The organism is Pseudomonas sp. LA5, assembly GCF_028640825.1.
GTDB classification, from domain to species: domain Bacteria; phylum Pseudomonadota; class Gammaproteobacteria; order Pseudomonadales; family Pseudomonadaceae; genus Chryseomonas; species Chryseomonas aestiva.
This window is the reverse complement of record NZ_JAQYZY010000039.1, coordinates 196,693-209,537: the sequence shown is the minus strand read 5'-3', so window position 1 is coordinate 209,537 and position 12,845 is coordinate 196,693. Positions and strand designations below refer to the sequence as shown.

Sequence of the window (12,845 nt, the reverse complement as noted above, 5' to 3'; positions counted from 1 at the left end):
ACGGGACGGGGTGGAGCCTGGAATCTAGCGGCTACCCACCTTGAGCGGCTGGGTAGGCGCCGGCAGGCTGGCGAGGACTGCGTCACGCTGGCGCTTGAGGGCAGCCAGGGTGGTGGCATCGGCCATGGGCACTGACTGGGCGTCGACGGTCATGCCCGGGCGCACCCGCTGCAGGCCGTTGACCACGATGCGATCGCCGGCTTCCAGCCCCTTGCGCACGATGCGCAGGCCTTCCAGGCGCGGACCCAGGTCGACGGTGCGATAGGCCGTCTTGCTCTGGCCATCCACCACCAGCACGAATTTCTTGCCCAGGTCGGTGCCCACGGCGGCGTCCTGGATCAGGGTACCGTCGTAGGTGCCGCTGCCCACCAGGCGCAGCCGGGCATAGAGCCCCGGGGTGAAGCGACCGTCGGCGTTGTCGAACACGGCGCGACCATGGATGGTGCCGGTGCGCGGATCGAGCTGGTTGTCCATGAAGTCCATGTGGCCTTCATGGGAGAAGTCGTCCTCGTTGGACAGTGCCATGTAGACCGGGCTGGCCGTACCGCGCTGACCCTGGCGGGCGAGGGCCTGCTGCTTGAGGAAGACGCGCTCGTCGGCGTCGAAATAGGCATAGACCTTGTCGGTGGAGACCAGGGTGGTGAGGCGGGTGTCGCCGGCGTTGACCAGGTTGCCGGCGGTCACCTCGGCGCGGCCGACGCGCCCGTCGATGGCGGCGCGGACCTCGGTGAAGCCCAGATTCAGGCGCGCGGCATCCAGTTGTGCCTGGGCGGCGGCGACGCTGGCCTTGGCTTCCTGGGCGGCGCTGCGGCGAGCCTCGACGATTTCCGCGGAGATGGCGTTGCTGCTGCGCAGGCGTTCGCCGCGGGCGGCTTCGTCGGCGGTGCGACTGGCGCTGGCGCGGGCCTGTTGCAGCTCGGCTTCGAGGCGCTTGACCTCGGCCTGGAAGGGGCGCGGATCGATCTGCAGCAGGAGGTCGCCACGCTTGACCCGGGCACCCTCGTGGAAGAGCACGCGGTCGACGTAGCCGGAGACGCGCGGACGCACCACCACGGACTCGGGCGCTTCCAGGCGGCCGGTCACCTCGTCCCATTCCACCACCGGCTGACGCAGCACCTCTGCGGCGCTTACCTTGGGCGCGGGCGGCGCGGCGCTGGCCTGGGGATGGGAATCGCCGCAGGCGGCAAGGAACAGGGTTGAGGTCAGGGCCAGGGGGCCGAGGGTTTTCGCGAAGAGATCCATGTTCGAGTCCGCCCGAGGTGGAAAGAGGTCAGGGAGGCGAGTCTGCCGCCGCGCAAAGGCGACGACGAATCGAAGGGCTCGAACTTATTTATCGATGACGGTGATGGTTTTGCCGTAGGTATCGCTGGCGGTGATGGCCCTTGCTGAAAAGGGCCGTTGTTGAGCCGTTCTGCCGGATCGAGCGCAGGGTCCGTGTCTCAAAGACTGTCCGGATCGCCAATGAACATCTGGATGCGCGACCTCAGCCAGCGTTCGCCGGGGTCGTGATCCTGGGCGCCGCTCCAGGCCATGGGCAATTCATGGCTGCCGTCGCGCAGCTCTTCCGGCGGGTCTTCGTACCTCAGACCACCGGTGCTGGCCAGCAGGCGCGCGGTGTAGTCCGGCACCATCACCAGCAGATCGGTTTCCGCCAGCAGCGACCCCAGGCCGTTGAACTGGGGCACCGCCAGCACCACCCGGCGCTGGCGACCGAGCTTGTCGAGCAACTCGTCGATATAGCCGGTGAGATCGCCGGCATAGGACACCAGAGCATGGGGGCGGGCGCAGTATTCGTCTAGGGTCAGGCGCCCGGGCTTGCTGTCGGCGCGCAGCACCTTGAAGCCGAAGCGGCGCACCGGCCGGCGCTTGGCATTGGCCGGCAATTCCTCGGTATAGCCCACCGCCACGGTGATCTCGCCGGAGGCCAGCATGCCGGCGGCGGTCAGGTAATTCATCCGCCGCACCACCAGGGTGGTGCCGGGTGCCTCGATGCGGATACGCCTGAGCAGCGGCGGCAGCAGGGCGAATTCGACGTCGTCGGACAGGCCGACGCGAAATACCCGGTCGGCGCTGGCCGGCTCGAAACTCTGGGTGCGGCTCACCGCGCTGGAGATCTGGTCCAGCGCCGGCGACAGCAGGGCGGCGATCTCCTGGGCCCGCGGGGTGGGTTCCATGCTGCGCCCGGTGCGGACGAACAGCGGATCGTCGAACAGGGTGCGCAGCCGCGCCAGGGCGGCGCTGATCGCCGGCTGGCCAAGAAACAGCTTTTCCGCAGCACGGGTGACGCTGCGCTCGAGCATCAGGGTCTCGAACACGATGAGCAGGTTGAGGTCGACGCGACGCAGATCGGTACGGTTCATTCAGGCCCCGGCAGGGAGTGGATCGATACCCCCGATGTCCATTATCGATGGGGATGCATAGAATCCTAAGGGAAGGCTGGTTAGAGTCCTAGTCATAGCAGTCCGCCTCGGCAAACGTCCCGGGGTTGGCATCAACGCGAGGTAATGCCATGTCCCGCCTGATCCAGTTCACCGAATTCGGCCCGCCGGAGGTGCTCGCCTGCATCGACCGACCCACGCCCGTGGCGGGTCCCGGCGAGGTGCTGGTGCGGGTCCAGGCCATCGGCGTGAGCTGGTACGACGTGCTCTGGCGGCAGAATCTGGCGCCCGAGCAGGCCGTGCCGCCGGCTGGTCTCGGCTGCGAGCTGGCCGGGGTGGTCACCGCCCTGGGCGAGGGCGTGGCCGACCTGGCGGTGGGCGATCGCGTGGCCAGCTTCCTGGGGCACGACATCAATCGCTACCCGGCCTATGGCGACGACCTGGTCTATCCGGCCACCTCCCTGGTGCGCTACCCGGACGTGCTCACGCCGGTGGAAGCCGCGGTGCACTACAACCCGCTGCTCACCGTCTACACCGCGCTGATGCATCAGGCCCGGCTGCAACCGGGCGAATGGGTGCTGATCACCGATGCCAGTCGCTGCTGCGGCCCGGCCTCCATCCAGCTGGCCAAGGCCCTGGGTGCCCGGGTCATCGCCAGTACCCACGATGCCGGCGACCGTGACTACCTGCGGGAGCTGGGTGCGGAAAGGGTCATCGCCGCCGAGGAAGAGGATCTGGTCAGCCGCATCGCCAGCATCACCGACGGCGTCGGCGTGCACGTCGCCCTGGATGCCCTGGGCGGTCCGCAACTGGCGCTGCTCGGCGAGGCCATGGCGCCCCGCGGCCGGCTGCTGCTCTACGGCCTCAACGGGGGCAACCAGACCCCGCTGCCGGCCTGCGCGGCCTTCAAGAAGAAATTCAAGCTCTACATCCACTGCGTGCAGGACTTCACCGGCCAGCCGGAGATGGGCCTGGAAGCCGATTGCGCCGCGGTGCGCGAAGCCCTGCAGCACATCGACCAGCTGACCCGCGATCGCCTGCTCAAGGCGCAGATCAAGCAGGTCTTTCCCTTCGAGCAGTTCGTCGAGGCCCACCGCTGCATGGAGCAGTGCCCAACCCGGGGCCGCGTCGTCCTCAGCGTCGAGTGATGTGCCGATAATAAAAAACCCACGCCTTGGCGTGGGTTTTTTTCATGGCCGCTCGGCCTAGGCGGCGGCTTTCTTCTGCAGCGGCGGCGTGGCGCGGTTGACCCGCGTCTTGGCGCCGAAGAAGGCCACGCTGAGGAAGTGCAGCGGACTGATCCGTTCCAGCACCAGCTTGAGCGCCACCGGCAGGAACAGGCCCATGACCATGCTGACGGTAAAGACCACCCAGACGTCGTGCACCTGCAGCTTGTTCAGCACGATGCGCGCACCGGCGGTGCCGAAGACGTGGAACAGGTAGATCTCGAAGGAGAAGTAGCCCAGCCAGGCCAGCGGCTTGAAATAGAAGCGGCGGGCGATCAGCAGGCTGATGGCGGCGAGGCCCAGGGCAGTGCCCACCACGGCCATGTCGCCTTCGTCGAGATCGACCAGCTCGAACAGGTAGGCCTGGTCGATCGCCACCAGGATCACCAGGGCCACGGCCATGGTCACGACATTGCGTTGGGTGATGAGCTGCGCGCCGAAGCGATAGAGACCCAGCCCCAGCAGGAAGAAGGGGAACAGCTGCACTGCCTTGTAGAGGCTGAACAGGTCCGGGAAGCTCTCCCAGGCGAAGGACGCCGCCAGGGCCACGGCGAACACCAGGCCGAAGTTGCGCAAGGTCAGCAGCAGCCCGGCCTTCTCCAGCAGGGCGATCACCACGAAGATGCAGAAGATCGACTGCAGGAACCAGAAGTGCGCGTAGCTGAAGAAGTAGATGCTGAAGATATCGGTTAGCTGCGGCTTGTAGTTGGTGTTGGGCACCGCCATCTGCAAGGCGAAGAACAGCGTGGACACCACCAGCAGGGGAATGCCGATGCGTTTGAACTTGCCCTGGTAGAAGCGCGACAGGTCGCTGCCGGTATTCACCGGGCGCAGCGCATAAACGTAGCCGGAGATGGCGGTGAACAGCGGCATCCGGACATAGACGAGAGAATCGTAGAGATAGCGCAGCACCGATTCGTCGGGCACCTTCATGCCCAGGGTCGACGAACTGCCGATGACATGGCCCGCTACCATCAGAAACAGCGCCAGTCCGCGAATCGTCTCGATGCGCAGATCCTTTTCAGGCGTGGTCTTGGTCATGCTGAGTCCTCTGTACTAGCTAAGCGAGACAGCGTTTCCACGGGAGTGGGAAAGGATGTCGGCGCATCAGATCATCTGAGCCCGGTGAGCTTAGGCTAGTTCGTTAGCTTCCTTGCGGTAAGGACGGGAAAAGTCCGGCTTTTCTTGCGCTGCATCACTTTTCTGTGAATCGATTCCTGGAAGTGTGAACTTGCAACGGCTGCGAACGGCGTTGATTAAGGTGGCATTGTGCCAGGCTTAAGGTGTTCTTAAGCCAATCTGCGGTATGGCGGAGGCGGCCGGTCAGGCCGCCCCAGAGAGCAGCTAGACGAACGCCTTGCCGTCCAGAATCGCCTTGCGCCAGCGGGAGATGCGCACCTCACCCGGCAGACCGGCGCTGGTGAAGGGATCGCGGGCGATGAAGGCTTCCGCCTCGGCGCGGGTTTCCACATCGACGATGTAGACGCTGCCGCTGGCGGTCTCGCCATCGTCACTGAGCTTGGCGCCGCAGGCCAGCAGGGCCGCGGCGTTCTCGCGCAGGAAATCCAGGTGGGCCGGGCGATGCTGCTGGCGCAGGGCCAGGCTGTCCGGCTTGTCGAAGGTCTCGATCAGAAAAGGCATGGCAGGCTCCGAGAGGGGCGACGGCCCCGGTGGCCGTCGCTGGCGCAGGGTGGCGCGATCCTGGTGTCAGCGTCAATCGGACCTTGGCCTGCTCTCTCTGCCCGGCCCGGTCATAGCCTTAGCAGAGAAACGTATTAAACATTTTGGTCTAGGTAGGCCAGGCTTACCTTTCCAAATGGAATATCAGGAAGGTCGCCATGTTTCGCTCCCCTCTCCGACGCTGGCTGGCGCAGGGCGCCGTTCTGCTACTGGCACTCGGGATGCTCGCCCCGGCCCAGGCCGCCGACCAGGTCCTGCGCATCGGCTATCAGAAGGGCGGCGGTCTGCTGGCGGTGCTCAAGGCCCAGGGCACGCTGGAGCAGGCCCTGGGCGCCCAGGGCTATCAGGTGAGCTGGCGCGAATTCCAGGCCGGCCCCCAGTTGCTGGAGGCCCTCAACGCCGGCAGCATCGACGTCGGCTACACCGGTTCACCGCCGCCGATCTTCGCCCAGGCGGCCGGGATCGACCTGGTCTACCTGGGCGCGGAACCGGCCAGCGAGGCGGTGGAGGCCATCCTGGTGCCGACCGCCTCGCCGATCCATGACGTCGCCGGCCTCAAGGGCAGGAAGGTGGCGGTGCAGAAGGGCTCGAGCGCCAACTTCCTGCTGGTCGCCGCCCTGGAAAAGGCCGGGCTGAGCTTCAAGGACATCCAGCCGGTCTATCTGCCGCCAGCCGATGCCCGCGCCGCCTTCGTCAACGGCTCGGTGGACGCCTGGGTGGTCTGGGACCCCTATCTCGCGGCCATCCAGCAGAGCCAGCCGGTGCGCGTGCTCGCCGACTACCAGGGCCTGCTGCACGCCAACAGCTTCTATGAGGGTTCCCGCCGTTTCGCCGACGCCCATCCCGCGGCGATCCGGCTATTGCTGGCAGAGCTGGCCAAGGCCGGTGCCTGGGCCAATGCCCACAAGCCCGAGGTAACGCGCATCCTGGCTGCCCAGATCGGGCTGCCGGAAACGGTAATCGCCACCTGGCAGGCGCGTACCGGTTATGGCGCGACGGCGCTGACGCCGGAGATCATCGCCACCCAGCAGCGGACCGCCGACATCTTCAAGGCCCAGGGGCTGATTCCCCGGGCGGTGGATGTCAGTCAGGCGGTCTGGCGGGCGCCCTAGGACACCGTTCAAAGGTTCGCGAGCTAGAGCCAGGCAAGGCGAAAATGGCTGAGGAAGCGGAGTTTAGTGGTGCTAAATGAGCATTCCGAAGCCATTTTCAACGCCGGCTGGCCGACGCGTAGCAGACTTTGAGCAGTCTCTAGGCGCGGCGGGGTAGGAGGTAACCCAGCAGAAACATCCCGGCGGCGGCCACCACCACCGAGGGGCCGGCCGGGGTGTCCTGGTACCAGGACAGGGTCAGGCCCAGGCAGACCGCGGCCATGCCCAGCAGGCTGGCGCCACAGGCCATCTGCTCGGGGCTGCGGGCATGGCGCTGGGCGGTGGCGGCGGGAATGATCAGCAGCGAGGTGATCAGCAGCACCCCGACGATCTTCATGGCCACGGCGATGACGATGGCCACCAGCAGCATCAGTGCCAGGCGGATCCAGGTCACCGGCAGGCCTTCGACCTGGGCCAGCTCCTCGTGCACGGTGATGGCCAGCAGCGGCCGCCACAGGCAGGCCAGGGCCACCAGCACCACGGCGCTGCCGCCAAGGATCCAGCGCAGATCGGCCGGGCCCACCGCCAGCAGATCGCCGAACAGGTAGCTCATCAGGTCGATGCGCACCTCGTGCATGAACGACAGCGCCACCAGGCCCAGCGACAGGGTGCTGTGGGCAAGGATGCCCAGCAGGGTGTCGGCGGCCAGGCCGCGGCGGCGCTGCAGCACCACCAGCACCACGGCCAGCGCCAGGCAGCCGACGGTGACGGTCAGGGTCGGACTGACATCCAGCAGGAAGCCCACGGCGACCCCAAGCAGGGCGGCGTGGGACAGGGTGTCGCCGAAATAGGCCATGCGCCGCCAGACCACGAAGGAGCCGAGGGGACCGGCGACGAGGGCGAGGGCGAGACCGGCGAGCAGGGCATACAGCAGGAAATCAGCCATGCTTGCAGTGGGCTCCATGGACATGCGGGGTCTTGACTACGCTGCCATGCAGGTCGTGGGCGTGATCGTGGTGATGGTGATAGACGGCGAGGTTGCGCGCACTCTGGCCGAACAGCGCCTGATAGGCCGGATCGCCGCTGACCTGCTCGGGATGGCCGGAGCAGCAGATGTGGCGATTCAGGCAGATCACCTGGTCGGTGGCGCCCATCACCAGATGCAGGTCGTGGGAGACCATCAGCACGCCGCAGCCATGGCGCTCGCGCAACTGGCCGATCAGCCGGTACAGCTCGCTCTGGCCGTTGATGTCGACGCCCTGCACGGGCTCGTCGAGCACCAGCAGCTCGGGCTGGCGAAGCAGCGCGCGGGCCAGCAGCACCCGCTGCAGCTCGCCGCCGGAAATGCTCTGCAGGGGACTGTCGATGACGCCCTCGGCGCCCACTTCACCCAGGGCGGCCAGGGCACTGGCGCGATTCACGCCCGGCACCAGGCGCAGGAAACGCAGCACCGACAGCGGCAGGGTGGCATCCACCTGCAGCTTCTGCGGCATGTAGCCGATGCGCAGCCGCGGGCGACGCCAGACACTGCCACGATCGGGCGTGAGCAGGCCGAGCACGCTGCGCACCAGGGTGGTCTTGCCGGCGCCATTGGGGCCGATGAGGGTGACGATGCGGCCGGGGTCCAGGGTCAGGCTGACCTGGTCGAGCACCGCCTGCCCGGCAAAGGTCACGCCGACATCCTGCAGCCGGATCAGCGCCTCGCTCATGCCTGCTTCCGGCAGGCGGCGCACTGACCGACCACTTCCACGGTCTGGCCTTCCACCTGGAAGCCCACGGCGCTGGCGCCGTCGAGGATGGCCTGGTGCACCGCCGGCTGTTCCAGCTCGATGCTCACCTGACAGCTGCGGCAGATCAGGAACTGGCCCTGATGGGCCTCGCCGGGATGGTTGCAGCCAACGAAGGCGTTGAGCGAGGCGATGCGGTGCACCAGGCCGTTCTCGACCAGGAAATCCAGCGCCCGGTAGACGGTGGGCGGCGCGGCACGGCGGCCGTCCTGCTCGCTGAGCACGGCCAGGATGTCGTAGGCGCCAAGCGGCTTGTGGCTTTGCCAGACCAGCTCCAGCACCCGCTTGCGCAGGTCGGTGAGGCGCACGCCGGCGCGGCTGCAGAGTGTGTCGGCCTCGGCCAGCGCGTGGGCGACGCAGCGCGAATGATCGTGGGGCCGGAAGGCCAGGGGGGCGTCGGACATGAAACAGTACCTTGGGAGCCAGGACGTTATTATATTGCACCTCTCTTAAGAATCGGGATTTTCACGTGCCGCGCCTCCTACCCCTCGTCGCCTCCCTGCTGCTCGCCTGCACCCTGCTGCCCGCCCAGGCCGAGGTGAAGGTGCTGACCAGCATCAAACCCCTGCAACTGATCGCCGCGGCCATCCAGGACGGCGCCGGCCAGCCGGCCGTGCTGCTGCCACCGGGCGCCTCGCCGCACCATTACGCCCTGCGGCCCTCGGACCTGCGCCAGGTGCGCGAGGCCAACCTGGTCTACTGGATCGGCCCGGATCTGGAGACCTTCCTGCCGGCGGTGCTCAAGGAACGCAAAGGTCCCAACCTGGCCATCCAGGAATTGCCCGGCCTGCACCTGCGCCGCTTCGGCGCAGAGCATGCGGACGCCCATGACGACGATCACGGCGATGAGCACGAGCACGATCACGATCACGATCACGATCACGAGCACGGTGATGAACAGGGCGGCGAACCGGAATACGCCCACGACCACGACCATCGTCCGGGCAGCCTGGATGCCCATCTCTGGCTGAGCCCGGCCAATGCCCGGGTGATCGCCACCCGGCTGGCCGCCGACCTGAGCCAGGCCGATCCGGCCAATGCGCAACGCTACGCAGCCAACCTCAAGACCTTCGAAAGCGCACTGGCCGCCAAGGACCAGAGCCTGCGCACCCAGCTGGCGCCGCTGGCCGGCAAGCCCTATTTCGTCTTCCACGAGGCGTTCGACTATTTCGAGGAAGCCTATGGCCTGAGCCATCGCGGCGTCTTCGCCCTGGGCGCCGACGTCCAGCCCGGCGCCCGTCACGTGGCCGCCATGCGCGAAGAACTCAAGGCCGCCGGCCCGACCTGCGTCTTCACCGAGCCGCCGCTTCAGCCAAGGATCGCCACCACCCTGAGCAGCGGTCTGCCGGTGACCCTGGTGGAACTCGATCCCCTCGGCGCAGGCATCCCGGTCGGTGCTCAAGGCTATGCCCAGCTCCTGCAGACCGTGGCCGACACCCTGGGCGGCTGCCTGGGCAAGCTGCCCTGAACCCTTGCCGGGCGACGGATCGGCAACCGCTGCCATCCGTCGCTCTCGGGCCACTTCGCGGTCGTTCAGCTTGCGTTCAGGACGAGTTCAGGCAGCGTTCAGGGCCATTGGCCTAATCTGCAACTGTCAGATCAGCAACGCCGAGGTCGCCCGGACATGTTCACCCTAGCGCAGCTCCCGCTACGGCAGATCGTCCGGACACTTCGACCCGACCTGGCGATGTTCATCCTTGTAACTCCACTGCAGGGTCACCAAGTCAGCTCTGGTCCCCTGTAGCCGTCTCGCGACGGAGCCGTCCCCCAACGGCAGTTTCCGATCCCCATGAAGTGCTCCTTACCTCTCCAACTGGAGAGGTTTTTTTTGCCTGGAATAAAGTGAGTGACCCCGTCCATGCCTCACCCGCGCTCGCCGTCAGCCCGCCAAAGCCGCCATAATCGGTGCCGGGGCGTCGCTGCGCGCAGCGTGAGCTACGTGCGGTCGCAGCCACAGAGAGTCTCGTTAGCTGTTCAGGAGTCTGCATGAAGATCCTCGTCGTCGAAGACGAAAACCTGCTGCGCCACCACCTCAAGGTGCGTCTGGGTGAAGCCGGTCATGTCGTCAATGCCGTGGCCGATGCGGAAGAAGCGCTCTACAGCGCCCGCGAATTCCACCACGATCTCGCCATCATCGACCTGGGCCTGCCCGGCATGAGCGGCCTCGATCTGATCCGTCAGCTGCGCAACCAGGGCGCCACCCTGCCGATCCTCATCCTCACGGCCCGCGGCAGCTGGCAGGACAAGGTCGAGGGCCTCGGTGCCGGGGCGGACGACTACGTGGTCAAGCCCTTCCAGTTCGAAGAGCTGGAGGCGCGCCTCAATGTGCTGCTGCGCCGCTCGGCGGGTTTCGTCCAGCCGAGCATCCGCGCCGGCTCGCTCAAGCTGGACCTGGGCCGCCAGCAGGCCTTCAACGAAGAACAGCCGCTGCAGCTGACCGCCTACGAATACCGGCTGCTGGAATACCTGATGCGCAACCACCAGCAGGTGATCACCAAGGAGCGGCTCATGGAGCAGCTCTACGACGATGACGGCGAGCACGACAGCAACGTCATCGAGGTGCTGGTCGGCCGCCTGCGGCGCAAGCTGGAAGCCAGCTGCCAGATGCAACCCATCGAAACGGTCCGGGGCCGCGGCTACCTGTTCACCGAGCGCTGCCAGTGATCCGTTCCTTTCGCGTGCGGCTGCTGCTCAGCGCGGCGCTGCTGGTGATCGTCTGCCTGGCGCTGATCGTGCCGGCGATCCGCAATGCCTTCGACCGTACCGTGGAAAACTTCGTCGCCGCGCGGCTGGAGGCCAACGCCAACACCCTGATCGGCGCGGCGCGGGCCATCGACGGGCGCCTGGCGATGCCGGAAATGATCGCCGAGGAGGTCTTCGACCGACCCGGTTCGCCGATCCTCGGCTATGTCTACGACCAGAACGGTCGCCTGCTCTGGCGCTCGCGCTCGGCGATCAAGGAGCGGCCCAACTACCGGCCGACCTTCGACGGCGGCGGGGTCAAGCTGGTCAAGGCCACCGATGACCAGGGCCAGGGCTTCTTCGTCTTCGATCGCGAGGTGCTGCTGGGCAATCCGCCGGTGGCCGGCTTCAGCGTGGTCACCATGCAGCCGGCCGAGGAATACGAACGGCTGCGCGCGACCTTCGTGCATCAGGTGATTCTCTGGCTGGTCGGGGTGCTGGGTGCGCTGCTGGTATTGCTGGCCCTGGTCATGCAGTGGAGCCTGAGACCGCTGCGGCGCCTCAGCCAGCAGCTGGACGCGGTGGAAACCGACCAGCGCGAGCTGCTCGACGAAAAGAACGTGCCCAGCGAGATCAGCCGCCTGATCCGCTCGCTCAACCGCCTGCTCGATCACGAACGGCTGCAACGCGAGCGCTACCGCGACACCCTGGGCGATCTGGCCCACAGCCTGAAGACCCCCTTGGCGGTGTTGCAGGGGGTGACCGAAGAGTTGCGCCGGCAGCCGCAGCTGGATCAGGAGGTCGGCACCCTGCAGACCCAGATCGAGCGCATGAACCAGCAGGTGATGTACCAGTTGCAGCGGGCCACCCGCCAGGGCGGCGCGGTGCTCAGCCGGCCGCTGGAACTGGCGCCGCTGCTGGACTCCCTGTTCAGCACCCTGGACAAGGTCTATGCCGAGAAACGCGTCCAGGCCGAGATGGACCTGCCGCCGAATCTAAGGGTGCAGGCCGAGGAGGCCGCCATGCTGGAGGTGTTCGGCAATCTCCTGGAAAACGCCTATCGGCTCTGCCTGACCCAGGTGCGGGTCAGCGCCCGTCGCCATACCGAGCACTGGGTGCTCGATATCGAGGACGACGGCCCGGGCATCCCTGCCGAACGGCGCGAAAGCGTGCTGCGCCGCGGCATGCGCATGGACAGCCGGCACCCGGGGCAGGGCATCGGCCTGGCGGTGGTGCAGGACATCCTCGAAGGCTATCGCAGCAGCCTGACCATCGACGAGTCGAGTCTGGGCGGCGCTCGTATCCGCTTCCGCCTGCCGGCGGCGATTTCCCCGGAGCGGCCTTCCTTGGTGCACAATGGCGCCAGGACGTGACCCATGGGTCATGGCTTGCGTCTGCTCCTGATAGTGAAATTCTGTCTGTAAGGACCCCGGCATGAGCCGCGACTGCCGTCACCTCGAATCCCTGTTGCACCACGATATTCCCATCACCAAGGCCCTGGGCCTGGAAGTCCGCGACTGGAGCGAGCAGCGCCTGCAGCTGCATGCTCCGCTGGATGCCAACATCAACCACGCCAGCACCATGTTCGGTGGCAGTCTCTATTGCGTGGCCGTGCTGGCCGGCTGGGGCTGGCTGTACCTGCGGCTGCGCGAAGCCGGCATCGAAGAAGGCCACATCCTCATCCAGGAAGGCCAGATCAGCTATCCGCGGCCCATCACCGCCGACGCCCTGGCCTATGGCGAACCGCCCGAAGCCCGCGCCTGGGAACGCTTCGAGACCACCTTCCGCCGCCGCGGTCGCGCGCGCATCACCCTGCAGTCGCGCATCGTCACCGAGAGCGGTGAGGATGGGGTGCGCTTTACCGGTCAGTACGTGCTGCACCGCTGAAAGCTTGTCCAAAGTCTGCTGCGCGTCGGCCAAACTGCGTTGAAAAGACCCTGGGCCGCCAGCCCGGTCGGAATGCTCATTTACCAATCGTAAACTCGCGCGCGAGTCCGATCC

Annotated in this window: 13 protein-coding genes; 6 read left to right on the top strand and 7 right to left on the bottom strand. The window is 66.6% G+C overall.

Annotation, left to right across the window (positions count from 1 at the left end):
• Positions 1–24: 24 nt before the first annotated feature.
• Entirely contained in the window at positions 25–1,242 is a 1,218-nt protein-coding gene (locus PVZ72_RS15865; protein WP_133860010.1) for an efflux RND transporter periplasmic adaptor subunit, read from the bottom strand.
• Positions 1,243–1,439: 197 nt separating this feature from the next.
• Positions 1,440–2,360 (bottom strand): LysR family transcriptional regulator, encoded by a 921-nt coding sequence (locus PVZ72_RS15860; RefSeq protein WP_027597405.1) that lies wholly within the window; start codon positions 2,358–2,360, stop codon positions 1,440–1,442.
• Between the two features lie 149 nt (positions 2,361–2,509).
• On the opposite strand from PVZ72_RS15860, the gene PVZ72_RS15855 reads away from it, so the two are divergent.
• Positions 2,510–3,526, top strand: coding sequence for a zinc-dependent alcohol dehydrogenase family protein (locus PVZ72_RS15855; protein WP_187980588.1), 1,017 nt, complete (start codon positions 2,510–2,512; stop codon positions 3,524–3,526).
• 57 nt (positions 3,527–3,583) lie between these two features.
• On the opposite strand, the gene PVZ72_RS15850 is transcribed toward PVZ72_RS15855, so the two are convergent.
• Positions 3,584–4,645, bottom strand: a complete 1,062-nt coding sequence (locus PVZ72_RS15850) for an acyltransferase family protein (protein ID WP_133860008.1) — start codon at positions 4,643–4,645, stop codon at positions 3,584–3,586.
• Between the two features lie 303 nt (positions 4,646–4,948).
• Positions 4,949–5,245 (bottom strand): YciI family protein, encoded by a 297-nt coding sequence (locus PVZ72_RS15845; protein ID WP_187980587.1) that lies wholly within the window; start codon positions 5,243–5,245, stop codon positions 4,949–4,951.
• A 197-nt stretch (positions 5,246–5,442) separates the two neighbouring features.
• Here PVZ72_RS15845 and PVZ72_RS15840 point away from each other — a divergent pair, with 197 nt between their 5' ends.
• Positions 5,443–6,396, top strand: a complete 954-nt coding sequence (locus PVZ72_RS15840) for an aliphatic sulfonate ABC transporter substrate-binding protein (protein WP_273862436.1) — start codon at positions 5,443–5,445, stop codon at positions 6,394–6,396.
• A 139-nt stretch (positions 6,397–6,535) separates the two neighbouring features.
• Here the strand turns inward: PVZ72_RS15840 and znuB are convergent, their stop codons facing one another.
• From znuB to PVZ72_RS15825, 3 genes are read right to left on the bottom strand one after another with little or no spacing between them, the layout of a single operon-like run.
• On the bottom strand, positions 6,536–7,321 hold the full coding sequence (znuB, locus tag PVZ72_RS15835; RefSeq protein WP_133860006.1) for a zinc ABC transporter permease subunit ZnuB: 786 nt from the start codon (positions 7,319–7,321) through the stop codon (positions 6,536–6,538).
• Positions 7,314–8,084: a zinc ABC transporter ATP-binding protein ZnuC gene (znuC, locus tag PVZ72_RS15830; protein WP_133860005.1), complete on the bottom strand. Its 771-nt coding sequence runs from the start codon at positions 8,082–8,084 to the stop codon at positions 7,314–7,316. Before znuC ends, znuB begins: the two co-directional genes overlap by 8 nt.
• On the bottom strand, positions 8,081–8,566 hold the full coding sequence (locus tag PVZ72_RS15825; RefSeq protein ID WP_133860004.1) for a Fur family transcriptional regulator: 486 nt from the start codon (positions 8,564–8,566) through the stop codon (positions 8,081–8,083). The genes znuC and PVZ72_RS15825 overlap by 4 nt, the downstream gene beginning before the upstream one ends.
• A gap of 65 nt (positions 8,567–8,631) precedes the next feature.
• On the opposite strand from PVZ72_RS15825, the gene znuA reads away from it, so the two are divergent.
• From znuA to PVZ72_RS15805, 4 genes are all read left to right on the top strand, one after another.
• A complete protein-coding gene (gene znuA, locus PVZ72_RS15820; protein ID WP_273862435.1) occupies positions 8,632–9,630 on the top strand; it encodes a zinc ABC transporter substrate-binding protein ZnuA in 999 nt (332 codons plus the stop codon).
• 518 nt (positions 9,631–10,148) lie between these two features.
• Positions 10,149–10,826 carry a response regulator transcription factor gene (locus PVZ72_RS15815; RefSeq protein ID WP_007159882.1) on the top strand — a complete coding sequence of 226 codons (678 nt, stop codon included), beginning with the start codon at positions 10,149–10,151 and terminating at the stop codon, positions 10,824–10,826.
• The gene (locus PVZ72_RS15810; protein WP_133860002.1) at positions 10,823–12,217 is read left to right on the top strand and encodes an ATP-binding protein; all 1,395 of its coding nucleotides are present in this window, start codon (positions 10,823–10,825) and stop codon (positions 12,215–12,217) included. The genes PVZ72_RS15815 and PVZ72_RS15810 overlap by 4 nt, the downstream gene beginning before the upstream one ends.
• A gap of 61 nt (positions 12,218–12,278) precedes the next feature.
• The gene (locus tag PVZ72_RS15805; protein WP_017642321.1) at positions 12,279–12,731 is read left to right on the top strand and encodes a thioesterase domain-containing protein; all 453 of its coding nucleotides are present in this window, start codon (positions 12,279–12,281) and stop codon (positions 12,729–12,731) included.
• Positions 12,732–12,845 lie beyond the last annotated feature (114 nt).